Below are 26,349 nucleotides of genomic sequence, written 5' to 3'. Positions count from 1 at the left end.
CCCTTAGCAGCAGCCTCGTTCCTTCGGCAGCTGCTACAGAGGGGCCTGTCATCGGCTTGAAACCTTTCTGACTTAAATTGCAGGCCTTTCTATGGCTCCAGGAAGGTGCCTGCCGATGCTGCGTCTTATGTCCTTGACCCTGTTATGCGCGCTGACCGGCCTGGTCTGCGCTGCCGACCTGCGCATCCAGGGCTCCAACACCATCGGCGCCAACCTTGGCCCTGCACTGGTCAGCGCCATGCTCGCCGAGCAAGGCCTGCATGACATCCACAGTGTCCCGGTCATCCCGCCCAACGAGCACACTATTGTCGGCACCACGGCGCAGGGCCGGCAGATCCGGGTAGATGTCGCCGCCCATGGCTCGGGTACCGGCTTTACTGCCCTGGCCGCCGGGCATGCGGATCTGGTGGCGTCCTCGCGCCCCATCAAGGACCGCGAACTGGTAGACCTTGAGCGCCTGGGAGACCTGAAAAGCCCGAGCGCCGAACAAGTGATTGCCATCGATGGCCTGGCGATCATTCTCCACCCGCGCAACCCGCTCAATCAGCTTGATACCGAGCAACTGGCACAGGTTTTCAGTGGCCGGATCAGCCGCTGGGAACAGCTGGGCGGGGTCGGTGGTGCCATTCATTTATATGCCCGCGATGGCCAGTCCGGCACCTGGGAGACCTTTAAAGAGCTGGTCTTGAACCGCAACGGGCAGTCCTTGAGCAGTACGGCACAGCGTTTCGAATCCAGCGAAGAGCTATCCGATGCCGTCAGCCGTGACCCACAAGCCATCGGCTTTATCGGCCTGCCGTATATCCGTGAGGCCAAGGCCCTGGCTATCGTTGATGGCGCATCGCAGCCCATGCTGCCGCTCACCAGCCTGATTGCCAGCGAAGACTACCCCTTGTCGCGGCGTCTGTTCTTTTACCTGCCTCCCTCGACGATAAATCCCTGGGCAAAAGCACTGGTTGCCTTCACCCAAAGCCCGCAAGGTCAGGCCATTGTCGGGCAAAACGGCTTTGTCGCCCAAAGCGTACAAGCTGGCAGCGTGCTACCGGGCGGGCACATGCCCCAGGCGTATCAGGCGCTGACGCGGGAGGCACAGCGCCTGTCAGTCAACTTCCGTTTTGAAGAAGGCAGCGCCTCACTGGATAACAAGGCGCGTCAGGACTTGCTGCGTGTGGCCGACTACCTGAGCGCCCATGGCAAACTCGACAAACAGATCACACTGGTGGGTTTTGGCGATGCCAAGGATGACCCGCAGCGTGCACAATTGCTGTCAACGTTGCGGGCGATGGCCGTACGCCGCGAGCTGGTGAAAAGCGGCGTGGTGCCCAGGGAAATTCGTGGCTATGGCGCACAAATGCCGGTGGCAGCCAATATCGAAGATGAAGGGCGCCAGAAGAATCGTCGGGTTGAGGTGTGGGTTTATTGAGTGTGCAAGGTCAAATGCCCCCTCTCCCTAGAGTGCATATTTATCCAGCTCAAACTTGCCCACTGCCGCCCGGTGTACTTCGTCCGGACCATCCGCCAGGCGCAGCGTGCGCTGCATGGCGTACATATAAGCCAGCGGAAAATCCGCCGAAACCCCTGCCCCGCCATGCATCTGAATGGCCCGGTCAATCACCTTCAAGGCAACGTTGGGCGCGACAACCTTGATCTGGGCGATTTCACTTCTGGCCACCTTGTTGCCTACCGTGTCCATCATATACGCAGCCTTGAGGGTCAACAGGCGCGCCATGTCGATCTCCATGCGCGAGTCGGCGATCTTGTCGATATTGGCCCCCAGACGTGCCAGCGGCTTGCCGAACGCGGTACGTGCCAGCGAACGCTTGCACATTAAAGCCAGTGCCCGCTCGGCCATGCCAATCGAGCGCATGCAGTGGTGAATCCGGCCCGGCCCAAGACGCCCCTGGGCAATTTCAAAGCCCCGGCCTTCACCCAACAAAACGTTTTCATACGGCACTCGTACGTTGTCGAACAGCACTTCGGCATGACCATGAGGAGCATCGTCGTAGCCGAATACCGGCAGTGGCCGTACGATTTTCACCCCTGGGGTGTCTACCGGCACCAGGATCATTGAGTGCTGCTGATGCCGCGGATTTTCAGGGTTGCTCAAGCCCATGAAAATCATGATCTTGCAGCGAGGGTCACAAGCTCCCGACGTCCACCATTTGCGGCCATTGATCAGCCACTCGTCACCGTCACGCACGGCGCATGCAGTCATATTAGTAGCATCCGACGAGGCGACGTCCGGTTCGGTCATGGCAAACGCCGAGCGAATGTCACCCCGCAACAGCGGCTCCAACCACTGCTTTTTTTGTGCCTCGCTGGCGTAGCGCACCAGTACTTCCATATTGCCGGTATCCGGTGCCGAGCAGTTGAAGGGCTCGGAACCCAGCATCGAGCGCCCCATGATTTCTGCCAGCGGTGCGTATTCAAGGTTGGTCAGCCCGGCGCCCAGTTCGGACTCTGGCAAAAACAGATTCCACAGCCCTTCAGCCCTGGCCTTGAGTTTCAACTCTTCCATGATCGCTGTGGGCTGCCAGCGATCACCTTCAGCCACCTGCTGATCAAAAATCGCCTCCGCCGGGTAAACATGGGCGTCCATAAACGCTGTCACACGCTCACGCAGTGCCTGAACTTTCGGAGAGTAAGCGAAATCCATAAGTGACTACCTTCTACCGGGCTGCTGAAAAGTGATACCCGATGCTAGATTAGCCACCCTTTATTTGCGCCATCTATTAACGACGTGTATTACCATTCATAAGCAATATATGATCGGGGCGCGTTTTCCTTTCCAACAACAAGAGCCAGCGCGTCATGAACCTGAACAAGGTCGATCTCAATCTGTTTATCGTCTTCGACGCCATCTATACCGAAGCCAACCTGACCCGCGCCGGGCAGATTATCGGCATCACCCAGCCAGCCGTGTCCAATGCCCTGGCGCGATTGCGCGAGAGCTTCAATGACCCGCTGTTCGTGCGCACCGCCCAGGGCATGGTGCCCACCCCCATGGCACAGAACATCATCAGCCCGGTGCGCAGTGCCCTGGCGCTGTTGCGTGTTTCGGTGCAGGAAAGCCGCACCTTCAACCCCCTGCAAGCCAACAAGACCTACCGCATCAGCATGACAGACCTGTCAGAAGCGGTGATTTTGCCGCCGCTATTCCAGCGGCTACGGCGTCAGGCGCCTTCGGTGGTGGTCGAGAGTTTTCTCTCTCATCGGCGTGAGACCACCAGTGATCTGGCTGCCGGGCGTCTGGATTTTGCGATAGATGCCCCCCTCAATACCGACCCGCAGGTACGCCATGTCAAATTGATGGAAGACCGTTACGTCTGCGCCATGCGCCAGGGCCACCCATCAGCCGGCAAGGCAACCCTGAGCCTGGATGAATACCTGGCGCTGACCCACATTCATATCTCGACCCGACGCAACGGCCTCGGCGAGGTCGACCTGGCCCTGGGCAAGATGGGCCTGCAGCGCAAGATCACCCTGCGCTCGCAGCATTACCTGATGGCCTCCAATGTGCTGCAGCAAACCGACATGGCAATGACCGTGCCCGAGCGTTTTGCCCGCCGCCATGGCCTGCACTTTGTAGCCTTGCCCCTCAATGAACTGCCCAATGTGGAAACCCATTTGTACTGGCACGAAAGTACCGAGCAAGACCCGGCCAATCGCTGGATGCGCGAGCAACTGATAGAGCTGTGCCAGCAACAACAGAAATTCGAAGCCGCAAGCCTGCTTGACGTATACGTCAACCAACCTTTAGTTTAGCAACACGATTTCTCCAGAGCCCGCCCATGAGCAGCCAGACGTACAGTATTTCCGACCTTGCCCGTGAACTTGACATCACCACCCGTGCCATTCGCTTTTATGAAGAGCAAGGCCTGCTCGCCCCTGAACGACGCGGTCAGGAGCGGGTGTATTCGGCGCGGGACAAAGTCAGCCTGAAACTGATTCTGCGCGGCAAGCGCATCGGCTTTTCGCTGGCCGAATGCCGCGAACTGATCGAGCTTTATGACCCCACCAGCGGCAACCAGAAACAGCTCAACAGCATGCTGGCCAAAATCGCCGAACGCCGCGAGCAGCTTGAGCAGCAGTTGCTGGATATCCAGCAGATGCAGCTGGAGCTCGATACCGCTGAAGAGCGGTGTCTCCAGGCGCTGGAACAGACCATAAAAAAACAGACGACTAACAGTCCCTCGCTCTGACTGACCGCCTGCGAACTCCAGCACACCCCCATCTGCCCCCTCTCCCTCCGCGAGAGGGCTGGGGTGAGGGTTGGGCAAGACCCCATTTCAACGGACACGGTGATCCCCATGACACTTCCAACCCATGTGCGGCTGATCGAAGTAGGCCCGCGCGACGGTCTGCAAAACGAGGCCCAACCCATCAGTGTCGCGGACAAGGTGCAACTGGTTGACGCTCTGACCGACGCCGGATTGGGCTATATCGAAGCCGGCAGCTTTGTCTCCCCCAAGTGGGTGCCGCAAATGGCCGGTTCGGCTGAAGTCTTCGCACAAATCCGCCGCAAGCCGGGCGTGGTCTACGGTGCGCTGGCACCGAACCTGCGTGGTTTTGAAGATGCCGTGGCCGCCGGGGTAAAGGAAGTCGCGGTATTTGCCGCCGCATCCGAAGCGTTCTCGCAACGCAATATCAATTGCTCGATCAGCGAAAGCCTGGCGCGCTTTGTGCCCATTATTGAAGCGGCCAGGCAGCACGGCATCAGCGTACGCGGCTATGTGTCCTGTGTGCTGGGCTGCCCTTATGAAGGCCAGGTCAGTGCGCAGCAGGTGGCACAGGTAGCGCAGGAGCTGTACGCCATGGGCTGTTACGAGGTGTCACTGGGCGACACCATCGGCACCGGTACACCGACAGCCACACGCACCCTGTTTGAGACGGTAGCGGCTTGCGTCCCGCGGGAAAAACTCGCCGGGCATTTCCACGATACCTACGGTCAGGCGCTGGTAAATATCTACGCCAGCCTGCAGGAAGGCATCGCGGTATTCGACAGCTCCATCGCCGGCCTCGGCGGTTGCCCCTATGCCAAGGGTGCCAGCGGTAACGTGGCCACGGAAGACGTGCTGTACATGCTCAACGGCATGGGCATCGAAACCGGGGTCGACATGGACAAGCTGTTATTGGCCGGCGCGCACATCTGCAAGGTGCTGGGTCGTGTTACCGGATCACGGGTGGCAAAGGCCCGCCAGGGCTAAAAAGTGTTCCGGGGTGTTACCTCGCCGCCACACAAACGAGTAACACGGAAACAAACCGGCCATGCCCAAGGCCGGTTTTTTATTGCCTTAATTCTCAAGTAGTTGATTTATAAGGGTTTTTAAAAGTTGGCACGGCTCCTGCTATCTCTATGGCATAACAAGAATAAAAACCGCAGCAACATAATAAAAACAATACGAAACGACTCTGACATAACAAAAACAACACGGCAGAGACGCAGCTAACAGATTTTTTTGGAGAAGGTTTACTTTTCCGAGGCGCCTAAAAACCACCTCGCAACCGGGCAGAGAAGAATAAAACTACCTTCAGGTAGCACCCGCACAGGTTGGATCACGGGTTTGATAGCCGGTGATAAAAGTGGATCAGCGCTCAAAAAAATACGTTTGCTCTTGACCCCGGATGGGGGTCGCACAAAAACGCAGCAAAAGGGCGAGTTCCAAAAACAACAATAGACCGCCCTTCAATAATAAAAAAAGAGCACGCAACGACATATTAAAGGGGAGCTTCGGCTCCCCTTTGTGCTGTCTGTGGTTTGATAATTTGCTTAACTGCATACCCCCGTGGGAGCGAGCCTGCTCGCGATTCAGGCGCCGCGGTCTGTCTGGCAAATCGCGGTGATGCCATCGCGAGCAAGCCCGTTCCCACGGGCTTGGTCATTTCTGTTGGCACTCCTGAATACTGATCTCGCGCATTTTGAATTTCTGGATCTTGCCGGTCACGGTCATCGGGAATGCATCGACAAACTTGAAAAAACGCGGCGCTTTAAAGTGCGCAATCCGCGACTTGCACCAGGTTTGCAGCTCAAGCTCATTGGCCGTATGACCGGGATGAAACTTGATCCAGGCAACGATCTCTTCGCCATATTTGGCGTCAGGGATACCCACAACCTGCACGTCAGCCACTGCCGGGTGGGTAAAAAAGAACTCCTCCAGCTCCCGCGGGTAAATATTTTCTCCACCGCGAATAATCATGTCCTTGTTGCGCCCCACAATGCGTACATAGCCCTGCTCATCCATCTGCGCCAGGTCACCGGTATGCATCCAGCCGTCGCCGTCGATGGCATCAGCGGTGGCCTGCGGGTTGTTCCAGTAACCGAGCATCACGCTGTAGCCACGGGTACACAACTCGCCAATCTCACCCCGGGCAACGGTGTTGCCCGCAGCATCGATCAACTTGCTCTCAAGTTGTGGCTGGGTACGCCCCACCGTGGTAACCCGCAATTCCAGTTCATCCGCAGGCCCCGTCTGTATCGATACCGGGCTGGTTTCGGTCATGCCATAGGCGATTTGTACTTCGCCCATATGCATTTCACTAATGACGCGGCGCATGACCTCGATCGGGCATGTGGCCCCGGCCATAATCCCCGTGCGCAGGCTCGACAGATCAAACGAGGCACGCTGCGGGTGGTCGAGCATGGCGATAAACATGGTCGGCACACCGTACAGCCCGGTGGCGCGCTCTTGCGCAACCGCTTGCAGCGTAAGGCCCGGGTCAAAGGCCTCCGCAGGGTAGATCATGGTAGTGCCATGGGTCACGCAACCCAGATTACCCATCACCATGCCAAAGCAGTGATAAAGCGGCACGGGGATTACCAGACGGTCGCTGGCCGTCAGCCCCAGGCTTTCGCCTACCATATAGCCATTATTGAGAATGTTATGATGGCTAAGGGTCGCCCCCTTGGGGAAGCCTGTGGTACCGGAGGTGTACTGGATATTGACCGGCTGGTCGACGTGCAGGCTGGCTTCGCGGCAGCGTAACTGCTCCGGTTCGACCTCGTCAGCCAACATGGCAAGGTGCGACCACGGCAAAAAACCTGCCGGCGGCTCAGCCGCGAGGCTGATGACCCCACGCAAATCGGCAAAGCGCACACAATCCAGCGCCCCGACCGATTGCTCCGCCAGCTCAGGGATCAACTCCTGGAGCATGGCGTGATAGTTGGACGTCTTGAACGCGCCCGCACACACCAACCATTGACACGCCGATTGCTTGAGTACGTATTCGAGTTCCGAGAGCCGGTATGCCGGGTTGATATTGACCAGAATCACGCCAATCTTGGCGCTGGCAAACTGGCTGATAAACCACTCGGCGCCATTAGGCGCCCACACCCCCAGCCGGTCCCCTGCCTGCAAACCCAAAGCCAGCAGTGCCCTGGCATGCAGGTCGACCTCCTCGGCCAATTGTGCCCATGTATAACGTTGCTGCTGATGGCGTACCACCAACGCCTCCCCCTGCGGGTAACGCGCAGCAGTCTGATCAAAAGCCTGGCCTATCGTCATCGCCAGCAGCGGCTTGTCCAGCGCACCCTGGCTGTAACTGGGGACGGATTGCAACTTCATGGCAACTCCTCTTGTGATTGTTTTGGGAGCATGAGCAAGGCGCGTACTGCACCGGCTCATTTGAAGAACAACAAATACTCTGGCCTAAGTTGACGTTAACGTAAAGGTCGTTGACAGTTAAAGGCGCCAAGTTTACGTTAACGTAAAGGTTATTAATGGCGACGCAGTAACTGCCTCCACAAGAACAATGAATATAGGTGCCCCATGAGCTACCCCACCCTGAACTTCGCCCTGGGCGAAACCATCGATATGCTGCGCGATCAGGTCCAGGCATTCGTCGCTGCCGAACTGGCGCCACGGGCGGCGCAAATCGACAAGGACAACCTGTTCCCGGCCGACATGTGGCGCAAGTTCGGTGACATGGGGTTGCTCGGCATCACCGTCTCAGAAGAGTACGGCGGCACCGGCCTGAGCTATCTGGCCCATGTGGTGGCCATGGAAGAAATCAGCCGCGGCTCGGCATCGGTGGCCCTGTCCTACGGCGCCCACTCCAATCTGTGCGTCAACCAGATCAACCGCAACGGCACCCACGAACAGAAACTCAAATACCTGCCCAAGCTGATCAGCGGCGAACACGTCGGTGCCCTGGCCATGAGCGAACCGAACGCCGGTTCCGATGTGGTTTCGATGAAACTGCGCGCCGACAGACGCGGCGACCACTTTGTCCTCAACGGCAGCAAAACCTGGATCACCAATGGCCCGGACGCCAGCACCTATGTGATCTATGCCAAGACCGACCTGGAGAAAGGCCCGCACGGAATCAGCGCATTTATCGTTGAGCGTGACTGGAAAGGCTTCAGCCGCAGTAGCCATTTCGACAAGCTTGGCATGCGCGGTTCCAACACCAGCGAGCTGTTTTTCGACGACGTCGAAGTGCCTGAAGAGAACCTGCTGGGCACCCTCAATGCCGGCGTAAAGGTCCTGATGAGCGGCCTGGACTACGAGCGTGTGGTGCTCTCGGGCGGCCCCACCGGGATCATGCAGGCGTGCATGGACCTGATCGTGCCGTACATTCACGACCGCAAACAATTCGGCCAGAGCATCGGCGAATTTCAGTTGATCCAGGGCAAGGTGGCTGACATGTACACCCAGCTCAATGCCAGCCGTGCCTATCTGTATGCCGTGGCTGCCGCGTGCGAACGTGGCGAAACAACGCGCAAGGATGCCGCCGGCGTGATTTTGTACAGCGCCGAACGCGCCACGCAAATGGCCCTCGATGCCATTCAGATTCTCGGCGGCAACGGCTACATCAATGAATTCCCTGCCGGGCGCCTCCTGCGCGACGCCAAACTGTATGAAATCGGCGCTGGCACCAGCGAAATCCGACGCATGCTGATTGGTCGCGAACTCTTCAACGAAACCCGCTAAGGAGCGCAGGCATGTCCATCTTGCAGACGACAATCAACCCGCGCTCGGCCGAGTTCGGGCTTAACCGCGACGCCATGCTCAAACAGGTCGACGCCTTGCATGCCCTGCTAGCGCAGGTGCAACAAGGCGGTGGCGCCAAGGCGCAGGAGCGGCATACCTCGCGGGGCAAGTTGCTGCCTCGCGAACGGATTGACCGCCTTTTGGACAGCGGTTCGCCCTTCCTTGAATTGAGTCAGTTAGCGGCTTACAACGTGTACGGCGAAGACGTTCCGGCAGCCGGGATCATTGCCGGCATTGGTCGGGTCGAGGGCGTGGAGTGCATGATTGTCGCCAACGACGCCACGGTCAAAGGCGGTTCGTACTACCCACTGACGGTCAAAAAACACCTGCGGGCGCAAACTATCGCCGAGCAGAACCGCTTGCCGTGCATTTATCTGGTGGACTCGGGGGGTGCCAACTTGCCGCGCCAGGACGAGGTGTTCCCGGACCGCGAGCACTTTGGACGGATCTTCTTCAACCAGGCCAACATGAGCGCAGCGGGCATCCCGCAAATTGCCGTGGTCATGGGCTCCTGTACCGCAGGCGGTGCCTATGTACCCGCCATGGCCGACGAAGCCATTATGGTGCGTCAACAGGCAACGATTTTTCTCGCTGGCCCGCCGCTGGTAAAGGCCGCCACGGGCGAAGTGGTCAGCGCCGAAGACCTCGGCGGGGCCGATGTGCACTGCAAGATTTCCGGGGTGGCCGACCACTATGCCGACAGCGACGAACACGCCCTGGCGCTGGCCCGGCGCAGCGTTGCCAACCTCAACTGGCGCAAGCTGGGCCAGTTGCAGCAGCGCACACCACAGGTACCGCTGTACGACCGTGATGAGCTGTACGGCATAGTCCCGGCTGATGCCAAGCAGCCTTTTGATGTACGCGAAGTGATTGCGCGGCTGGTGGATGGCTCGGTATTCGATGAGTTCAAGGCCCTGTTCGGTACCACGCTGGTGTGCGGCTTTGCCCATTTGCAGGGTTACCCGGTGGCGATTCTGGCCAACAACGGGATCCTGTTTGCCGAGGCCGCGCAAAAGGGCGCGCACTTTATCGAGCTGGCCTGTCAGCGCGGCATCCCCCTGGTGTTTTTGCAAAATATCACCGGCTTTATGGTCGGGCAGAAATACGAAGCCGGTGGGATTGCCAAACACGGTGCCAAATTGGTCACCGCCGTTGCGTGCGCCAGGGTGCCCAAATTCACCGTGATCATTGGCGGCAGCTTTGGCGCCGGCAACTACGGAATGTGCGGCCGCGCCTACGATCCACGCTTCTTGTGGATGTGGCCAAATGCCCGAATCGGCGTGATGGGTGCGGAGCAAGCCGCGGGTGTGCTGGTGCAGGTCAAGCGCGAACAGGCCGAGCGCAATGGCGTCGGGTTTACAGCCCGGGAAGAGGCCGAGATCAAGCAGCCGATCCTCGACCAGTACGAGCATCAAGGCCACCCCTACTACTCCAGCGCGCGCTTGTGGGATGACGGCGTGATCGATCCGGCGCAAACCCGAGAGGTTTTGGCCCTTGGCCTGTCGGCGGCCTTGAACGCCCCTGTCGAAGCCACCCGTTTCGGTGTGTTCCGGATGTAACCCCACAGCCTTTCAGGACTGACAAACATGATGGATTTCAACACCCTCGAACTGCACACCGATCCCCGGGGCTTTGCCACCCTGTGGTTGAGCCGCGAGCAGAAGAACAATGCATTCAATGCCGAGATGATTCGTGAGCTGATTCTGGCGCTGGAGGCCGTACAAGCCGACCCTGCCCTGCGTTTTCTGGTGCTGCGCGGGCGCGGCAAGCATTTCAGCGCCGGTGCCGATCTGGCCTGGATGCAGCAATCGGCCGAACTGGACTACCACACCAACCTTGACGACGCCCGCCACCTGGCCGAGCTGATGTACAACCTGGCCAAGCTGAAAATGCCCACCCTGGCCGTGGTCCAGGGCGCGGCCTATGGTGGTGCGCTGGGCCTGATCAGTGCCTGCGACATGGCTATCGGCGCCGAAGACGCGCAGTTCTGTCTGTCGGAAGTGCGTATCGGCCTGGCACCTGCGGTGATCAGCCCCTTCGTGGTGCAGGCCATCGGTGAGCGCGCTGCCCGCCGCTACGCCTTGACGGCTGAACGCTTCAGCGGCGAACGTGCCCGGGAACTGGGCTTGCTATCGGAGTGCTACCCGCTCGCCGAGCTTGAACAGCACATCGACCTCTGGATTGACAACCTGCTGCTCAACAGCCCCCAGGCCATGCGCTCATGCAAGGACCTGTTGCGGGAAGTCAGCCACGGAGCACCGACCCTGGCTATTCGCCGTTACTGCGAAAACGCCATAGCTCGCATCCGCGTCAGCCCCGAAGGCCAGGAGGGCTTGCGCGCCTTTCTGCAAAAACGTGCCCCCAGCTGGCAAGCCGATCCATCGACCCTGGAGCCGCGTTCATGAGCGCCCCTATTCTGACATCCGTACTGGTTGCCAACCGTGGCGAAATCGCCTGCCGGGTAATGCGCACAGCCAGGGCCCTGGGCCTCACCACAGTAGCCGTCCACAGCGCGACCGATCGCGATGCGCGGCATTGCCGCGAAGCCGATATCTGCGTAGACCTGGGGGGCAGCAAAGCGGCCGACAGCTACCTGAAAATCGACAAGATCATTGCAGCCGCCAAGGCCAGTGGGGCCCAGGCCATTCATCCCGGTTATGGCTTTTTGTCGGAGAACGCAGGCTTTGCCCGTGCCATTGAAGCTGCCGGGCTGATATTTCTCGGCCCGCCCGCCAGTGCCATTGATGCCATGGGCAGCAAGTCCGCCGCCAAGACCTTGATGGAAGTGGCGGGCGTACCGCTGGTGCCGGGTTACCACGGCGAAGCCCAGGATCTGGAAACCTTTCGCCTCGCCGCAGAACGCATCGGCTATCCGGTGCTGCTCAAAGCCACGGCAGGAGGTGGCGGCAAGGGCATGAAGGTGGTCGAGGACGTCGCCCAGCTGGCAGAGGCGCTGGCCTCGGCACAGCGCGAAGCCCTGTCGTCCTTTGGCGATGCGCGCATGCTGGTGGAAAAGTACGTACTCAAGCCACGACACGTGGAAATCCAGATTTTTGCCGACCAGCACGGCAACTGCCTGTACCTCAATGAGCGCGACTGCTCGATTCAGCGCCGCCACCAGAAAGTCGTAGAGGAAGCGCCAGCACCGGGCCTGAGTGTCGAACAGCGTCAGGCAATGGGCGAGTCCGCCGTGCGTGCGGCCCAGGCCATCGGTTATGTGGGCGCGGGCACTGTAGAGTTCCTGCTGGATGCGCGAGGCGAATTCTTCTTTATGGAGATGAATACGCGCCTGCAGGTTGAGCACCCGGTCACTGAAGCCATCACCGGCCTCGACCTGGTGGCCTGGCAAATCCGCGTGGCACGAGGTGAAACCCTGCCCATCAGCCAGGCTCAGGTCCCGTTGAACGGCCATGCCATAGAAGTGCGACTGTATGCAGAAGACCCGGGCCATGATTTCCTTCCGCAAACCGGCCGTCTTGAGGTGTATCGCGAGTCGGCCGCTGGCCCGGGCCGTCGCGTGGACAGCGGTGTCAGCGAGGGCGACGAAGTTTCACCGTTCTACGACCCGATGCTGGGCAAGCTGATTGCTTGGGGTGAAGACCGCGAACAGGCACGTTTGCGCCTGATGGCCATGCTCGATGAATTCGCTATTGGCGGGCTGAAAACCAACCTGAATTTCTTGCGCCGCATTATCGGCCACCCTGCCTTCGCCGCAGCCGAACTCGATACCGGATTTATCCCACGCTACGAAGAAGAATTACTGCCTGCTGCCGAACCTTTGCCTACGGCATTCTGGTCTGCCGCTGCCCAGGCATTCAGCCAAAGTCAACCGCTACGGGTACGCAACGATGACCCGGCATCGCCCTGGTCGACAGCCAATGGCTTTCGTAGCGGTCTGCCGGCAAACACCTTGCTGGTTCTGGCCTGCAAGGGTGAACAGCAGGTTATCCACCTCAGTGGCAACACCACCACTTTGCGCGATGAACACTTGCTCATCGAGCAGGACGGTGTACGCCGTCAGCACCTGGCCATCCGTCGGGGCGATGCGCTGTACCTGCGCTGGGACGGTGAACTGCACTGCGTGCGTCTGCACGATCCGATCAGCGCCGTGGACGCCAGTCACACGGCCCAGGGCGGCCTGACTGCACCGATGAACGGCAGCATCGTACGTGTGCTGGTCGAGGTCGGGCAAACCGTCGAGGCCGGTGCTCAGCTGGTGGTACTGGAAGCCATGAAAATGGAACACAGCCTGCGAGCCCCCCATGCAGGCGTGATCAAGGCGCTGTTTTACCAGGAAGGTGAAATGGTCAGTGAGGGTTCGGCACTGGTCGAGCTGGAATGAGAAAAGGCGGGTACCGTGACCGGTATCCGCCTTTTCACTTGCAGCATGGACACACCGCTTCTAAAACTTGGCAGTGGCCTGTACCACCACGCCGATAATCCGGCAGTTTTCATCAAACAGGGTTTTCGGGTAGGTCGGATTAAGTGGCTTGAGGTAACGTTGCCCGCTTTCTTCGATCAACTGCCGGAAAGTCGTGGCATCGGATTCCGGCGTAAGAGCGATGACCATTTTGCCTGGCGTGGCCTCGATGTCCGGATCAACCAGAATCATCATCCCCTGCGCAATGCTGACCCCCACCGGGGCAGTCATTGCGTCTCCCGTGACCAGCAGCCAGAACGCAGCGCCTTTGGCGTAGTGATCACTCACTTCAAACAGCGTACCGGGCGGTGCATAACCGGGCAGCAGCTTTTCGCTGACGTGACCCGCCGCTACCCAGTCGCGCACCGGGTAGCGGAATGCCGATGTGATCTCGTAGGTGTATTCGTCAACCCCGGGCTTGTCGCCCGCCTCGTTGCGCTCACGAATCACCAGGGCGACCTCAAGGTGCTCCAGCCCAAGGGCGTGAAGTACGTTGTTCATCGTCGGCAAGTCGGGTTGACGGCGTTTATTGAGCCAATGGCCGACCCCGCCCTGGGAAGCCCCGACGCGTTCGGCTAGTTTTTCTTGCGTGAGTTTCAGCTCGCGCAATTTGGTTCTGACTAAAGCGATCCATTTATCCATCTGCCGAACAATACGGATTGAATTCGACGCAACAATACACGAATTGTATTATTTACTTATAAGACAAAAATACTTAATGTACTAATCTGCTTTAGCTGACTCGATCAACTCCTGAGACGCAGGTAAATCATGACTCCCATAACAAAAATCCCTTTCGAAACCGAGTCCGATGCCGGGCTTGAATCCATCAAGGACAGCATCGCGACCCAGCGTGCCCTCGACTATTATTTGAAACCTCCTGTTTCTCAACACGCTACGGGTAAGAAAATTTTCCAGGTCAGCGATGACGTGAGCCAAGAAGAAGCTCTGGTGCTGGCCTCGGATTACTTGCGCTGCGCAATTGCCAATGCGCAAAGCGCCAGCGAGCATCAGCAGGGCTCTCAACGGGATCTGCTGCTGAGCCTGCTGCTGCTTATGGAGCCATCCCGGCAATTGCTGGACAAGGCTATCGACATGCAACAACTGACTGCCCGCTGAAGTGAAAAGGCGCTGATTGCCTGCTGCGGGCACCAGCGCCCTGGCTATCACGCGTTCAGACGCTCCTGGGCGAGGCTGTCGGCAATGCGCGTGGTGTTCATGTCCTGCGCTTTAGCCCTTAGAAAGATCTGACGCAACGTCTCGCCAATGCCTTCAACGTGCTGGCGAACCTGCTCAGGCGTGCCACCGTTGTACTCGTAAGACACGTCAATAATGCCGCCCGCATTGATTGCGTAATCCGGTGCGTGCAAGCAACCCCGACGCCACAGTTCATCGGCATGGGAAGCCTTGGCCAATTGATTGTTGGCCGCACCGGCAATCACCGGTGCACGCAGTACCTGCAAGGTTTCATCGTTGATGATGGCACCCATGGCACAGGGCGAGAACACGTCGACATCGAGCCCGTAAATATCCAGTGCACTGACCGCATGGGCACCGAGTTCGTCGACAGCACGGCGCACATTGGCCTCCTGGATATCGTGAACCCACAGCTCGGCGCCCGCCTCCTTCAGGTGCCGGGCCAGGTTGTATCCCACCTGACCCAGCCCTTGAACGGCCACCCGCAGGCCCGTCAGGTCGTGGCGCCCCAATCGCTGCAACACTGCCTCACGCAGGCCAATAAAGACCCCGAGGGCGGTAGCCGGAGACGGGTCGCCACTGCGCGTGCCACCGCCCAGTTGTTCGCGGGTGCCAGCACCCACCACGTGGCGGGTGCGCTGGCCCATGAGGGCCATTTCAGCAACCCCGGTGCCGGAATCCGCCGCCGTGATGTAGCGTCCGCCCATGCTCTCGACAAAACCGCCCATTGCCTGAAACAGCGCCTCGCTCTTGTCTTTGCGCGGGTCACCAATGATCACCGCCTTGCCGCCACCCAATGGCAACCCGGCCAGCGCCGACTTGTACGTCATGCCACGGGACAGGCGCAGCACATCGTTCAAGGCTTGCTGCTCGTCGGCATAGGGCCACATGCGGCAACCGCCCAGGGCTGGCCCCAGGCGCGTGTTGTGCACCGCAATAATGGCCTTGAGGCCCGTGGCCTTGTCATGACAGAACTGGACTTGTTCGTGGTGATCGAATTCGGGGTGGGTAAAAATCGGCATTGCGTTCTCTCTCTTGTTTTTAGCCAGAATGCGAGCCAGACCTTAAAGTCAGTCTGTGACCCGTGGCAAAAGAGTGAGGGTTTTACCTAGGATTTTTCTTTCTAAATTGCAGGAATTGTTCTGCTAATCTGCATGCATCATTCAAAAACAATAAGAAAACAGATCAATTCATGCAGATAAAGTTAAGCGCCATCGACCGCAAGATCCTTCGCCTGCTTCAGCACAATGCCGACCTGTCTGCCGCCGAGGTGGCGGAACGCGTGGAATTGTCGCAATCACCCTGCTGGCGGCGTATCCACCGTCTGCAAGAGGAAGGGCTGATCGAGCGCAAGGTCGCCCTGCTCAACCCGAAAAAACTCGGTCTCAATGTAGTGGTGTTCGTCAATGTGCGGCTGTCGGGCCACGGCCGTCGCCATCTGACCGAGTTTGAAGAGGCGATTACCGATTACCCCGAAGTGATCGAGTGCTACACCATGGCCGGGGACATGGACTACCTGCTCAAGGTGGTCACCCACGATATCGACAGCTACGAACGTTTTTTGCGCGATCACTTGCTGCAGAAACCACACGTACAGGAAGCCCACTCCAATATCGCCATGAGTGAGGTCAAACGCACCACGGAACTGTTACTCGATTAGGTCTGCAGGCCGCTGGATAGAGCATTGGGCCGGGGAGCGAAAAATTAATTTCGGAAAAGCGCGGGAAATAGCTTGATTTGCAAATGATAATGATTATTATTGCATGCAGCTGGTCGCGAGATCAGTCGATAATTCAAGGGACCTTAGGTCGGTCTTTTGAATTACCTCCTCATCAGGCTAATCACGGTTATTTGACCCGGCTTCTGGCCGGGTCTTTTTTTTGCGGCCAGTTATCTGGCTCTGCGTGCTTCAGGCTAATGAAGTCTGGTGTGCAGCCATTTTCTTGGGTGGCCGTCACGATAGGGTGATGATAGCAAAAGAACATCGAGAAACGGAAGCCTGAAGTCTAGGACTATAGCCGTAATGGCAATCTAGCACTTGAGAATCAATCGCAAAAACCCTACAATTGCGATGCGTCAAGGATGACGCCCCCCTTCGCTATTTCCTTCTTCCTCCCGCCTAAAATTCTGTATTGGCCTATCGCCATAGCACGGTACAGTAACGTCCACAATTATCAGATTTCGGGATTTGGACGATGACCGTGGCGCCCTCTTCACTTCATATCAGCAGCGACTTCGACAGCGGCAATATCCAGGTGCTGGATACCAGCAACCCGTTGCAGGTAAAACTTGCCATCAAGCCGGACACCAAGAGCCCGCATTTTCAGTGGTTCCATTTCAAGGTCGATGGCCTGACACCCGGTCACACCCACCATTTCCAATTGAGCAACGCCAGCCAGTCTTCCTACAATAAAGCGTGGGATGGCTATCAGGCAGTGGCGTCTTACGATCAGGAAAACTGGTTCAGGGTACCGAGCGATTTCGACGGCACATCCCTGAATATTCATTTTGCAGCCGAGCAACCTCAGGCCTGGTTTGCCTACTTCGAACCCTACAGCCGCGCACGTCATGATCAGTTGATCAAAAATGCCCTGCAGTGGTCAGGTTGCGAGCTGCTGGCCACCGGCAAGAGCGTTGAAGGTCGCGACATCCAGTTGTTGCGCAAAGGTAGCGGCGCCAGCCACAAGCGCAAGATCTGGATCATCGCCCAGCAACATCCCGGCGAACATATGGCCGAATGGTTTATGGAAGGCCTGTTGGAGCGTCTGGAGCAAGGCAGCGACCCGCAAATGCGCAAGCTGCTGGACTACGCCGATCTTTACCTGATTCCCAACATGAACCCTGATGGCGCCTTCCACGGGCACCTGCGGACCAATGCCAACGGTCAGGACCTGAACCGCGCCTGGCAAAACACCAGCCCGCAGGTCAGCCCCGAAGTGTTTTTTGCCCTGGAGCAGATGAGCCAGTACGGCGTCGATCTCTTCCTCGACATTCATGGCGACGAAGAAATCCCCTACGTGTTTACCGCAGGCTGCGAAGGTAACCCGGGCTACACCCAGCGCCTGGCAACTCTGGAAGAACGCTTTCGCACGCACCTCAGCGCCCTGACCAAAGATTTCCAGACCACCCACGGCTACACCCGCGACGAACCCGGGCAAGCCAATATGACCCTGGCCTGCAACAGCGTTGGCCATCGCTTCGACTGCCTGTCGCTGACCCTGGAGATGCCGTTCAAGGACAACAACGATGCGCCGGACCCGCAGACCGGCTGGGATGGCAAGCGTTCTAAGCAATTGGCCAAGGACGTGCTGACCACCCTTTCGACGATGGTCAGAGAGCTGCGTTAAAAGCTGCATAAGCAGTACCGGGCCCGACCAAGGGCCCTTTACCGCTGACTGGCCAGAGCCCAGGAGCATCACGTTTTGCGCTCATAACCCGCCGACAAATCCTCGGCCCCAAGCCGATAAATCGCTATCATGCGCGACACTTTTTGTCCTGCTTACGAGTCCCGACCCTGCATATGGATACCCTCGCTAAACTGCGCGCTGGCCAACTGGCGGGCCTCAAACGTCTTGATCTGTCGTGCGGGCTGACCGAGTTTCCGGCCGAGATATTCCAGTTGGCCGACACCCTGGAAATCCTCAACCTCAGCGGCAACGCCCTGAGCAGCCTGCCCGCTGACCTGCATCGCCTGACCCGGTTACGCATCCTGTTTTGCTCGGACAATCAATTCACCGAGCTGCCGGTTTGTCTTGGGCAGTGTGCGCAATTGAGCATGATTGGTTTCAAGGCCAACCGGATCGCCAACGTACCCGGTGCGGCACTGCCTCCTTTACTGCGCTGGCTGATCCTGACCGACAATTGCATCGAGCAACTGCCCGAAGAGCTGGGCCAGCGGCCACTGCTGCAAAAGCTGATGCTGGCCGGTAACCGCTTGCAGCAACTGCCCGCCAGTCTGGCCAAGTGCGAGCGCCTGGAGCTGATCCGCCTGGCTGCCAACCAGTTCAGCGAACTGCCCGACACCCTGCTGGCCTTGCCGGGCCTGAGCTGGCTGGCGTATGCCGGCAACCCGCTGCGTGAAGATGCCAGCACCCGGCACCAGCCCGACACCACGCCAAATATTGACTGGTCGCAGCTCGAGCTTGAGCAAAAGCTGGGCGAAGGCGCCTCCGGGATCATTTATCAGGCGCAGTGGCGCGCACCGGGGCAATCCCTGCAACCGGTGGCGGTCAAACTGTACAAGGGCAGCATCACCAGTGATGGCTCGCCGCTCAATGAAATGAATGCCTGCATCGCGGCAGGCCAGCATCCAAACCTGATCAAGGTACTGGGCCGCGTCACGGGTCATCCCGACGATCAGGCCGCATTGGTGATGGAACTGATCGACCCGTCCTTTATCAATCTCGCGGCCCTGCCCAGCTTCGACACCTGTAGCCGCGACGTGTATGCCGACAGCACCCGTTTCACCCGCGACAGCGCCTTGCGCATTGCCCGCGGTATTGCCTCGGCGGCCGGCCACCTGCACGCGCAGGGCATCTGCCATGGCGACTTGTACGCACACAATATTTTATTCAATGCCCGGGGTGACTGCCTGCTGGGCGATTTCGGTGCCGCGTGCTTCCATGCCCTGGACGACAGCCCGCAAAGCCGGGCGCTGCAACGCATCGAAGTGCGAGCGTTCGGGATTTTGCTGGGCGAATTGCTGGAGCGGATCGACTCGGGCTTGAGCGATCAACAGCGCATTGAGCTGCAAGGGTTGCAACAGCGCTGTATTCAGCCAGAGGTACTGGCACGGCCGGGATTTGCCGAGGTTATACGGGCATTAGAGTAAGTCCTGTAGCAGCTGCCTTCGTTCCTCGGCAGCTGCTACGGGATAGGCTCGATGGCTTACGCCAACGCTACAAACATGTCCTGCACGTCGTCCTGCTCTTCCAGCTTGGCCAGAAACTCTTGTACTTCGGCCATTTGCTCGTCCGTCAAACCGCTTACCGGGTTCTTCGGCTGGTAGCCCAGCTTGGCTGAAACCACGGTAAAACCTTGCTCGGGCAATGCTTTCTGTACAGCGTCGAGGTCAGTCGGCTCGGTGATGAACAAGGTCGTGCCTTCTTCTTCGCCTTCTTCGAAATCCTGGGCACCGGCTTCAATCGCGGCCATTTCAGGGTCTGCGTCCGGGGTATCAGGCTTGGCCTCGATCATGCCGACATGATTGAAGTCCCACGCCACCGAACCCGAAGCGCCCAGTTGGCCCTTGCGGAAGGCCACGCGGATTTCAGCGACGGTACGGTTGATGTTGTCCGTCAGGCACTCAATGATCAGCGGCACCTGGTGGGGAGCGAAACCCTCGTAGGTAACGCGGTGGTATTGCACGGCCTCGGTGCCGATACCGGCGCCCTTGTTGATCGCGCGCTTGATGGTGTCAGCCGGCATCGAGGCTTTTTTGGCCTGCTCATAGACCAGACGCAAGTGCGAGTTCATGTCCGGGTCGGCGCCGTTGCGCGCAGCAACCGTCAATTCCTTGGCCAGCTTGCCAAAAATCTTGCCGCGGCTGTTGGCGGCGTCCGCTTTATGTTTAACCTTCCACTGTGCGCCCATTACTCACTCTCTCAATCTGGTGTGTCGCAGCCTGTCGGCCGTCGAATGGGCGCAAGTTTATACGGCAAGAAGTCGGCAATCGACCAAAAAATCCAATTGATACCTGCTTAACCCTTGTCAGCCTTGCCCGCCGCCGCGGCAAATCTGGCCAGGCGCACATCCAGATGCCGAGGCCGGCGACCATGATCTTCGGCCCGCTCCTTGCGCCGAATGGCGTTGCGCACCATCAGCGACCCCAGGTAACGAATGGGTTCGGGCGGGAAATACCCCAACGGTCCGTTGACCAGCGGCGAGCGGGTCCAGTCATTGGCCAGCCCCAACACCAGCGAGGCGAGAATCTGCCCGCCCATATGGCAAGGCCCCACGCCGCTGCCCGAATAACCAAAGCCATAAAACACATTGCCGTGGCTGCTCATCTGACCAAAAAACGGCAAACCGGTGACAGAACGGTCTGAAGGACCATTCCATGTCGCCTCGATCCCAACCCCGGCAAACGCCGGAAAGAACTGCTCCAGGCTTTTGCCCAGCAGCCCGGCGTAGGGCGACGGCTGATCGAACACAGGCAGCATGCGCCCGCCGTAGGCGAAGGTATTGCCACCCTTGCCCAACATGATTCGTCCGTCCGGGGTGTTGTGGTAGTAGTGCACGAATATTCTCGAATCGAGCACGGTGACACCACTGGTCAGGCCGATGTCCTGCAGCAGGTCCGGGCGCGGTTCCGTGATCAGCATATCGCTGGAGACAATCGCCACACTGCGCTCGAACTGCGGGAATGCCCGGGCCATCCAGGCATTCATCGCGAGCACCACGCGGTCAGCACGAATGCTTCCGCCAGGCGTGCGGATAAGCGCCGGCGCGCCCTCTTCCAGCCCGGTCATTGGCGTGTTTTCGTGGATTTTAACCCCCAGCTGCAAGGCCACCCGACGCAAACCACGCACCAGTTTGCCAGGCTGTACGCTGGCAGCAGCGGGAGAAAACCAGCCCTCCAGATGCTGGGCAGAACCGGCCCGGCGCTGCACGTCATCAACCGCCAGCTTGCTGAACGAGTTGATGGCCTGGCGCTCCAGCGCAGCAATCACGCCATCCGTCGATCCGATCTGGGCCTGATTGGTCGCGGTGTATAACGTGCCATCGAGGCGGTAATCAGCCTCCACACCATAGCGCTCACAAAATGCACCGATTGCGTAAATGCTCTGTTCCGAGGCTTTGACCAGCCGCACGGCCTCCTCCACCCCGAACAACCGCTCAAGGGTGAAATACTTGGCCGACCATGACAGCGCACAGCCACCGTTGCGCCCGCTGGCACCTGCGCCGCATATATCGGCTTCAATCAGCACCACATCCAGTTCAGGGCTTTGCTCCTTGAGCATGATCGCCGTCCATAACCCGGTATAACCGCCACCCACAATGCACACCTGGGCACGGGTTTCACCCGCCAGCGCCTCGCAGGGTGCTTCATTTTCCAGGGCCAGTGCCTGTTCCAGCCAAAAAGGTCGCATGGGTCATTCTCCTGCTCAGGTGCGTAAAGGCTTGATCAGCAATGGATGATTGGGCACAAACGGGCACGCGGCTTTGAGCCCCGCAGGTCGGCTGTTCCAGTGCGGAATCAGCACCAGCGAGGAAAACAGCGCGCAGCAGGCAAATACGATAAACACCGTGACCGTGTCGAAATAACCGGGCAGCAGGCCGCCCAGAATCGCCCCGACCGAGCCGCAGCCATTGACGAACCCCGCCGCCGTGGCTCCGGCCTTGGCGGTGCCGAAATCAATGGCTGCAGCGCCGCTGATCATGGAGTCAGGCCCATACAGAGTCAGGCCCATGACAAACAGCAAGGCCACCACCAGCACCACGCTGCCGGAATGCAGTGCACCCATGAAAAACGCCAGGGAAACGGTCAGCGCCAACAGGCTCAAAATGCAGGCGGGCATGCGCCGGGCACCGAACAGCTTGTCGGAGGCCAGGCCGATCATGATCGGCCCCAGCAAACCCGCCAACTCAAAGGCCGTAGGAATAATCGCGGCGCCTACCTTGCCCACTTGCGGCATTTGCTCGAACACAATCACCGGCCCCCACAGCAGAATCGCGTAGCGTGCCGGCTTGAGCATGAAGTACGCCAGACCCAGGGTCAGCACCGTGCGATTGCGCATGATCTCGCGCAAGGGTGCCCAAACGCTGATGCGCTTTTCGGCAGCGATTTCATCGGCGCTCATTGGCGGCTCGGGCTCAACCGCCGGCAGGCCGACATCTTGCGGCGTATTGCGCTGGAAGATAAAGAACAGCACCGCCACCAGCGCCACCACCGCCGCGCTGGAAATAAACGCCGCATGCCAGCTGCCGATCAGCGTATACGCCCACCACCCGGCAAAGGGTGAGGCCACCAGCCCGCCAAAGGCGTAGCACGAACTCCACAGTCCCAGCACCCGACCACGTTGCTGCGCCGGGAAAAAGCTGCCGATGTTTTTGCACAGCCCCGACCAGCCGGTGGATTGCGCCAGACCCTGGATCAGCATGCAGGTGGCAAAGATCGGCAAGGTGGCGTAAGTGCCCATCACCAACGCCGCCAGTGCAGAGATGATCAAGCCGCCCAGCACCACAACCCGCGGGCCGAAGCGATCGGCGAGAATGCCCCAGGTAAATTGCCCTACGGCGTAGGCTGCCAGGTAGATGGCATCGAGGTTGGCCATTGCCATCTTGTCCAGATGGAAGCCGGGATCATCAGCAATCCCCAGTTTGGCCACGGAAAAGGCTTTACGAGTGAAGTAAAAGGCCGCGTAGGCCAGCCAGGTGATGGCAAAAATCTGCACGCGCCAGCGCTTGATGGTGGCAAAGGAGTTGTTCATGTCGGGTCTGACCTCAGAGGTGGAATGTGCCGGCAGAATCAGAAGAGAACGCCTGTTTTTTTATTGTGTTGAGCACTTCAATACCGCCCTTCAGACAAGAGCCGTATTTGACAGACACACCCTGAACGGCCCTTTTTTTGTTGGAGTTAGGGGCTGCACATCAGTGTGTCGCGACCCACCGTTATCGAGGACATAACGCCGGGCTGAGGTCGATCAAAGCAATTACTGACTAATAGGTAAAATCGATTTATCGTATTTCACTCATAAGCTCAGCTTGTAAGAGGTTTTTCAATGTCAGTTTCCCATGCGCAGTTGAAGGCCTTTCATGCCGTCGCCGTTCACGGCAGTTTCACACGGGCTGCCGAACGTCTGTTTTTAAGCCAGCCGGCCATCTCCGATCAGGTCAGAAAACTTGAAGAACGCTTCGGGGTGTTGCTGTTCCACCGCAACAAGCGCTCGGTGCGCCTTACCGACCTGGGTGAGCGGTTGCTGAGCATCACCCAGCGCCTGTTCGGGGTACAGGCCGAGGCCCAGGAGTTACTGCAGGACTCCCAGGCCCTGCAAACCGGCAGCCTGATCCTGGCCGTGGACGCCCCTGTTCATGTGTTGCCGCAAATCGCCCGCTTTTGCCAGCGCTACCCCGGGATCACGGTAAAAATCGAAACAGGCAACACCGACGAATGTCTGGCGCGGCTGTTCAACTACCAGGCAGACCTGGCCCTGCTGGGGCGCGATGTGAATGATGACCGGCTGCTGAGCGTGCCCTTGCGCAGCGACCCGATGGTGGCGTTTGTAGCACGCACGCACCCTTGGGCAAGCCGCCGTTCGATCTGCCTGGCCGACCTGGATGACACACCGCTGGTATTGCGCGAAGTCGGTTCGGTAACCCGGCAAACCCTGGAAGAAGAAATGAGCCAGGCCGGCCTGCGTATCCGCGCCGCGATCCAGGTAGAGGGTCGTGAAGCGGCGCGTGAAGCAGTGGTGGTCGGGATTGGCGTGGGGGTGGTGTCGGCGGCGGAGTTTGGCTCGGACTCCCGGGTGTGCGCCCTGCCCATCATCGACTGCAAAAGGCGCCTGACCGAAACCCTGGTGTGCCTGCAGGAGCAGAGCTCACGGCGGGTAGTGGCAACGTTTCTGGAGATTGTGCGGGCAGACTTGTAACACACCATTCGTAGCAGCTGCTACGCGTGTTATCCCCGCACAAATCACACCGCCAGTTCCATAAACGCCTTGATCAACCGCAACTCGGCCCGCCGTTCCATGCAGCCGAGCATATGCAGGTTGACCAGCCCCGCGCCGTTGATCGGCACCGCACGCACGCGGGGGTCATGACTGACTTCCACCGACGACACAATGCCCACACCCAACTGCGCAGCGACGGCTTCGGTCACCGCCTCCCGGCTGTCCAGTTCCAGTAATACCCGTGGATTGACTCCAGCCTGCTCACAGGCATTGTCGAAAGTGCGACGGGTAATCGAGGTTGGTTCACGCAGCACCATGATCACCTGATCCAGTTGCCCGATCGCGATGCCATCAGGCAAGGCCAGCCACGGGTGGTTGGCGGGAACCAGCGCACAAATCCGTGACTCGTTAAGCGCACGCAAGGCCAGGCCCTTGCGCGGCTCCACTTCGGTCAGCACCGCCACATCGGCATGCTCCGACAGCAACGCCGCCAGGGTTTCCTGAGCGTTGCCCAGGCGCAAATTCACGGTAACCCCCGGATAACGTGCGCGCAGGCTTGCCAGCATCGGCATCACCAGATGCGGACCATCGGCCGCCACCTCAAGTCGCCCGGTAAGCAACTGGCGGTTGGCCTCCAGCATGACCTGCGCTTCATCCACCAAACCGAACATGGCCCGGGTGATGGCCGCCAGCTTGGTGCCTTCTTCAGTCAACTCCACCCGCCGCGCCGTACGCCGCAGCAAGGTGATCTGGTAGTGCTCCTCAAGCGCCTTGATATGCCCGGTCACCGCCGGCTGGCTGATAAACAGCCGGGCCGCAGCCCGGGTAAAACTGCCCTCGCGGGCCACGGCATCAAACGCACGGAGCTGGAATAAATTCATTTATAAGCCTCACTGATGGCAGGCATAACAACAAACAATTTGATTGATATCAACACAAACTGCAATTTATGTCCTGTACCAAGTAGCCATCCCATGCTTGTGAGGAATTCAGAATGAGTACTGCCGCGCCGATCCTGCTGACCCCTGGCCCACTGACCACCTCGGCGCGTACCCGCCAGGCGATGATGGTTGACTGGGGCTCATGGGATGACAGCTTCAACCAGCTGACTGCCAGCCTGTGCCAGCAACTGCTGGCCATTATCAACGGCGCCGACAGCCATCACTGCGTGCCCCTGCAAGGCAGCGGCACCTTTGCCGTCGAAGCCGCCATCGGCACCCTGGTACCACGGGATGGCAATGTACTGGTGCTGATCAACGGTGCGTACGGCAAACGTCTGGCGAAAATCTGCGAAGTGCTGGACCGTCGCTACAGCACCTTTGAAACCGCTGAAGACGAGCCCACCACGGCGGCAGACGTCGACCGCCTGCTGCATGCAGACCCGAGCATCACCCACGTGGCGTTGATCCACTGCGAAACCAGCACCGGCATCCTTAACCCGCTGCCCGACATTGCCGCAGTGATCGCTCAGCACGGCAAACGCCTGATCATCGATGCCATGAGTTCCTTCGGTGCCCTGCCGATCGATGCCCGGCAAGTCCCTTTTGATGCATTGATCGCTGCCTCCGGCAAATGCCTCGAAGGTGTGCCCGGCATGGGCTTTGTATTCGCCCGCAAAGAAGCCCTGGGCAATGCCGCCGGTAACAGCCATTCACTGGCAATGGACCTGCACGATCAGCACGTTTACATGAGCAAAACCGGACAATGGCGCTTTACCCCGCCGACCCATGTGGTAGCCGCCCTGCACGAGGCACTGCTGCAATACAACGAAGAAGGCGGCTTGCCTGCCCGCCATCAGCGTTACGCCAACAACTGCCAGGCCCTGCTCGACGGCATGGCCAAACTGGGCATTAGCAGTTTTCTGCCCGAGGCTATCCAGGCGCCGATTATCGTCACCTTCCATGCGCCAAAAGACCCCCGCTATCAGTTCAAGGAGTTCTACGAGCGGGTCAAGGCCAAGGGTTTCATCCTGTATCCGGGCAAATTGACCCAGGTTGAGACTTTTCGTGTGGGCTGCATCGGCCACGTCAATCAGGCCGAGATGCAGGCAGCCGTAGACGCCATAGGCCAGGTGCTGCAGGAAATGGAAGTCTTCGATATTTGATGGTGCAGGAACAGGCTAGAACAA

General features: G+C 59.0%; 22 protein-coding genes. 14 read left to right on the top strand and 8 right to left on the bottom strand.

All coding sequences use genetic code 11. From position 1 onward, the window contains the following. Window positions 1-127: 127 nt before the first annotated feature. A complete protein-coding gene (locus EQV96_RS10085; RefSeq protein ID WP_240881976.1) occupies window positions 128-1,423 on the top strand; it encodes a phosphate ABC transporter substrate-binding/OmpA family protein in 1,296 nt (431 codons plus the stop codon). Between the two features lie 27 nt (window positions 1,424-1,450). Here EQV96_RS10085 and EQV96_RS10080 read toward each other — a convergent pair whose 3' ends face one another. After that, entirely contained in the window at window positions 1,451-2,656 is a 1,206-nt protein-coding gene (locus EQV96_RS10080; RefSeq protein WP_095019302.1) for an acyl-CoA dehydrogenase, read from the bottom strand. A 155-nt stretch (window positions 2,657-2,811) separates the two neighbouring features. Between EQV96_RS10080 and EQV96_RS10075 the strand changes: the two genes are divergently transcribed. The 3 genes from EQV96_RS10075 to EQV96_RS10065 all read left to right on the top strand — a co-directional run bounded on the left by EQV96_RS10075 (window position 2,812) and on the right by EQV96_RS10065 (window position 5,207). Continuing rightward, window positions 2,812-3,765, top strand: a complete 954-nt coding sequence (locus EQV96_RS10075) for a LysR family transcriptional regulator (RefSeq protein ID WP_095001673.1) — start codon at window positions 2,812-2,814, stop codon at window positions 3,763-3,765. A gap of 26 nt (window positions 3,766-3,791) precedes the next feature. Continuing rightward, window positions 3,792-4,202 (top strand): MerR family DNA-binding transcriptional regulator, encoded by a 411-nt coding sequence (locus EQV96_RS10070; protein ID WP_095001674.1) that lies wholly within the window; start codon window positions 3,792-3,794, stop codon window positions 4,200-4,202. Between the two features lie 108 nt (window positions 4,203-4,310). Next, window positions 4,311-5,207, top strand: a complete 897-nt coding sequence (locus EQV96_RS10065) for a hydroxymethylglutaryl-CoA lyase (protein WP_095026534.1) — start codon at window positions 4,311-4,313, stop codon at window positions 5,205-5,207. A 672-nt stretch (window positions 5,208-5,879) separates the two neighbouring features. On the opposite strand, the gene EQV96_RS10060 is transcribed toward EQV96_RS10065, so the two are convergent. Next, window positions 5,880-7,562 (bottom strand): AMP-binding protein, encoded by a 1,683-nt coding sequence (locus tag EQV96_RS10060; RefSeq protein ID WP_240881920.1) that lies wholly within the window; start codon window positions 7,560-7,562, stop codon window positions 5,880-5,882. Window positions 7,563-7,766: 204 nt separating this feature from the next. On the opposite strand from EQV96_RS10060, the gene EQV96_RS10055 reads away from it, so the two are divergent. From EQV96_RS10055 to EQV96_RS10040, 4 genes are read left to right on the top strand one after another with little or no spacing between them, the layout of a single operon-like run. Further along, window positions 7,767-8,930, top strand: coding sequence for an isovaleryl-CoA dehydrogenase (locus tag EQV96_RS10055; protein WP_095001677.1), 1,164 nt, complete (start codon window positions 7,767-7,769; stop codon window positions 8,928-8,930). A gap of 11 nt (window positions 8,931-8,941) precedes the next feature. Then, a complete protein-coding gene (locus tag EQV96_RS10050) occupies window positions 8,942-10,549 on the top strand; it encodes a carboxyl transferase domain-containing protein (protein ID WP_095001678.1) in 1,608 nt (535 codons plus the stop codon). A 27-nt stretch (window positions 10,550-10,576) separates the two neighbouring features. Next, window positions 10,577-11,395: a gamma-carboxygeranoyl-CoA hydratase gene (locus tag EQV96_RS10045; RefSeq protein WP_095038682.1), complete on the top strand. Its 819-nt coding sequence runs from the start codon at window positions 10,577-10,579 to the stop codon at window positions 11,393-11,395. Continuing rightward, entirely contained in the window at window positions 11,392-13,332 is a 1,941-nt protein-coding gene (locus tag EQV96_RS10040; RefSeq protein WP_218722850.1) for an acetyl/propionyl/methylcrotonyl-CoA carboxylase subunit alpha, read from the top strand. Before EQV96_RS10045 ends, EQV96_RS10040 begins: the two co-directional genes overlap by 4 nt. A 60-nt stretch (window positions 13,333-13,392) precedes the next feature. Here the strand turns inward: EQV96_RS10040 and EQV96_RS10035 are convergent, their stop codons facing one another. Continuing rightward, window positions 13,393-14,052 (bottom strand): S24 family peptidase, encoded by a 660-nt coding sequence (locus EQV96_RS10035; RefSeq protein WP_095001681.1) that lies wholly within the window; start codon window positions 14,050-14,052, stop codon window positions 13,393-13,395. 129 nt (window positions 14,053-14,181) lie between these two features. Here EQV96_RS10035 and EQV96_RS10030 point away from each other — a divergent pair, with 129 nt between their 5' ends. Beyond that, window positions 14,182-14,529: a DUF3077 domain-containing protein gene (locus tag EQV96_RS10030; protein WP_095001682.1), complete on the top strand. Its 348-nt coding sequence runs from the start codon at window positions 14,182-14,184 to the stop codon at window positions 14,527-14,529. A gap of 47 nt (window positions 14,530-14,576) precedes the next feature. Here the strand turns inward: EQV96_RS10030 and EQV96_RS10025 are convergent, their stop codons facing one another. Next, the gene (locus EQV96_RS10025) at window positions 14,577-15,629 is read right to left on the bottom strand and encodes a Glu/Leu/Phe/Val dehydrogenase dimerization domain-containing protein (RefSeq protein WP_095019308.1); all 1,053 of its coding nucleotides are present in this window, start codon (window positions 15,627-15,629) and stop codon (window positions 14,577-14,579) included. 170 nt (window positions 15,630-15,799) lie between these two features. Here EQV96_RS10025 and EQV96_RS10020 point away from each other — a divergent pair, with 170 nt between their 5' ends. From EQV96_RS10020 to EQV96_RS10010, 3 genes are all read left to right on the top strand, one after another. Beyond that, window positions 15,800-16,267 (top strand): Lrp/AsnC family transcriptional regulator, encoded by a 468-nt coding sequence (locus tag EQV96_RS10020; RefSeq protein WP_095001684.1) that lies wholly within the window; start codon window positions 15,800-15,802, stop codon window positions 16,265-16,267. Window positions 16,268-16,802: 535 nt separating this feature from the next. Next, entirely contained in the window at window positions 16,803-17,954 is a 1,152-nt protein-coding gene (locus EQV96_RS10015; protein WP_095038679.1) for a M14-type cytosolic carboxypeptidase, read from the top strand. A gap of 173 nt (window positions 17,955-18,127) precedes the next feature. Continuing rightward, window positions 18,128-19,438 (top strand): protein kinase, encoded by a 1,311-nt coding sequence (locus tag EQV96_RS10010; protein WP_138738448.1) that lies wholly within the window; start codon window positions 18,128-18,130, stop codon window positions 19,436-19,438. A 56-nt stretch (window positions 19,439-19,494) separates the two neighbouring features. Here EQV96_RS10010 and EQV96_RS10005 read toward each other — a convergent pair whose 3' ends face one another. The 3 genes from EQV96_RS10005 to EQV96_RS09995 all read right to left on the bottom strand — a co-directional run bounded on the left by EQV96_RS10005 (window position 19,495) and on the right by EQV96_RS09995 (window position 23,039). Then, the gene (locus tag EQV96_RS10005; RefSeq protein WP_016782338.1) at window positions 19,495-20,199 is read right to left on the bottom strand and encodes a YebC/PmpR family DNA-binding transcriptional regulator; all 705 of its coding nucleotides are present in this window, start codon (window positions 20,197-20,199) and stop codon (window positions 19,495-19,497) included. 107 nt (window positions 20,200-20,306) lie between these two features. After that, a complete protein-coding gene (locus tag EQV96_RS10000; protein WP_095020899.1) occupies window positions 20,307-21,698 on the bottom strand; it encodes an FAD-dependent oxidoreductase in 1,392 nt (463 codons plus the stop codon). 15 nt (window positions 21,699-21,713) lie between these two features. Further along, a complete protein-coding gene (locus EQV96_RS09995) occupies window positions 21,714-23,039 on the bottom strand; it encodes an MFS transporter (protein WP_095019312.1) in 1,326 nt (441 codons plus the stop codon). Window positions 23,040-23,330: 291 nt separating this feature from the next. Here EQV96_RS09995 and EQV96_RS09990 point away from each other — a divergent pair, with 291 nt between their 5' ends. After that, the gene (locus EQV96_RS09990; protein WP_095001689.1) at window positions 23,331-24,200 is read left to right on the top strand and encodes a LysR substrate-binding domain-containing protein; all 870 of its coding nucleotides are present in this window, start codon (window positions 23,331-23,333) and stop codon (window positions 24,198-24,200) included. Window positions 24,201-24,244: 44 nt separating this feature from the next. Here the strand turns inward: EQV96_RS09990 and EQV96_RS09985 are convergent, their stop codons facing one another. Then, on the bottom strand, window positions 24,245-25,102 hold the full coding sequence (locus EQV96_RS09985; RefSeq protein ID WP_095001690.1) for a LysR substrate-binding domain-containing protein: 858 nt from the start codon (window positions 25,100-25,102) through the stop codon (window positions 24,245-24,247). Between the two features lie 113 nt (window positions 25,103-25,215). Between EQV96_RS09985 and EQV96_RS09980 the strand changes: the two genes are divergently transcribed. Then, window positions 25,216-26,325 (top strand): 2-aminoethylphosphonate--pyruvate transaminase, encoded by a 1,110-nt coding sequence (locus EQV96_RS09980; RefSeq protein ID WP_095001691.1) that lies wholly within the window; start codon window positions 25,216-25,218, stop codon window positions 26,323-26,325. The last annotated feature ends 24 nt before the right edge of the window (window positions 26,326-26,349 follow it).

Source organism: Pseudomonas sp. TMW22080 (assembly GCF_022496745.1).
GTDB lineage: Bacteria > Pseudomonadota > Gammaproteobacteria > Pseudomonadales > Pseudomonadaceae > Aquipseudomonas > Aquipseudomonas bubulae.
This window is presented reverse-complemented; position numbering and strand designations above follow the sequence as displayed.

Bases quoted from the DNA above. Each gene is read 5' to 3' on its own strand.
- EQV96_RS10085 (WP_240881976.1), top strand. From the start codon at position 128: ATGTCCTTGACCCTGTTATGCGCGCTGACCGGCCTGGTCTGCGCTGCC.
- EQV96_RS10080 (WP_095019302.1), bottom strand. From the start codon at position 2,656: ATGGATTTCGCTTACTCTCCGAAAGTTCAGGCACTGCGTGAGCGTGTG.
- EQV96_RS10075 (WP_095001673.1), top strand. From the start codon at position 2,812: ATGAACCTGAACAAGGTCGATCTCAATCTGTTTATCGTCTTCGACGCC.
- EQV96_RS10070 (WP_095001674.1), top strand. From the start codon at position 3,792: ATGAGCAGCCAGACGTACAGTATTTCCGACCTTGCCCGTGAACTTGAC.
- EQV96_RS10065 (WP_095026534.1), top strand. From the start codon at position 4,311: ATGACACTTCCAACCCATGTGCGGCTGATCGAAGTAGGCCCGCGCGAC.
- EQV96_RS10060 (WP_240881920.1), bottom strand. From the start codon at position 7,562: ATGAAGTTGCAATCCGTCCCCAGTTACAGCCAGGGTGCGCTGGACAAG.
- EQV96_RS10055 (WP_095001677.1), top strand. From the start codon at position 7,767: ATGAGCTACCCCACCCTGAACTTCGCCCTGGGCGAAACCATCGATATG.
- EQV96_RS10050 (WP_095001678.1), top strand. From the start codon at position 8,942: ATGTCCATCTTGCAGACGACAATCAACCCGCGCTCGGCCGAGTTCGGG.
- EQV96_RS10045 (WP_095038682.1), top strand. From the start codon at position 10,577: ATGATGGATTTCAACACCCTCGAACTGCACACCGATCCCCGGGGCTTT.
- EQV96_RS10040 (WP_218722850.1), top strand. From the start codon at position 11,392: ATGAGCGCCCCTATTCTGACATCCGTACTGGTTGCCAACCGTGGCGAA.
- EQV96_RS10035 (WP_095001681.1), bottom strand. From the start codon at position 14,052: ATGGATAAATGGATCGCTTTAGTCAGAACCAAATTGCGCGAGCTGAAA.
- EQV96_RS10030 (WP_095001682.1), top strand. From the start codon at position 14,182: ATGACTCCCATAACAAAAATCCCTTTCGAAACCGAGTCCGATGCCGGG.
- EQV96_RS10025 (WP_095019308.1), bottom strand. From the start codon at position 15,629: ATGCCGATTTTTACCCACCCCGAATTCGATCACCACGAACAAGTCCAG.
- EQV96_RS10020 (WP_095001684.1), top strand. From the start codon at position 15,800: ATGCAGATAAAGTTAAGCGCCATCGACCGCAAGATCCTTCGCCTGCTT.
- EQV96_RS10015 (WP_095038679.1), top strand. From the start codon at position 16,803: ATGACCGTGGCGCCCTCTTCACTTCATATCAGCAGCGACTTCGACAGC.
- EQV96_RS10010 (WP_138738448.1), top strand. From the start codon at position 18,128: ATGGATACCCTCGCTAAACTGCGCGCTGGCCAACTGGCGGGCCTCAAA.
- EQV96_RS10005 (WP_016782338.1), bottom strand. From the start codon at position 20,199: ATGGGCGCACAGTGGAAGGTTAAACATAAAGCGGACGCCGCCAACAGC.
- EQV96_RS10000 (WP_095020899.1), bottom strand. From the start codon at position 21,698: ATGCGACCTTTTTGGCTGGAACAGGCACTGGCCCTGGAAAATGAAGCA.
- EQV96_RS09995 (WP_095019312.1), bottom strand. From the start codon at position 23,039: ATGAACAACTCCTTTGCCACCATCAAGCGCTGGCGCGTGCAGATTTTT.
- EQV96_RS09990 (WP_095001689.1), top strand. From the start codon at position 23,331: ATGTCAGTTTCCCATGCGCAGTTGAAGGCCTTTCATGCCGTCGCCGTT.
- EQV96_RS09985 (WP_095001690.1), bottom strand. From the start codon at position 25,102: ATGAATTTATTCCAGCTCCGTGCGTTTGATGCCGTGGCCCGCGAGGGC.
- EQV96_RS09980 (WP_095001691.1), top strand. From the start codon at position 25,216: ATGAGTACTGCCGCGCCGATCCTGCTGACCCCTGGCCCACTGACCACC.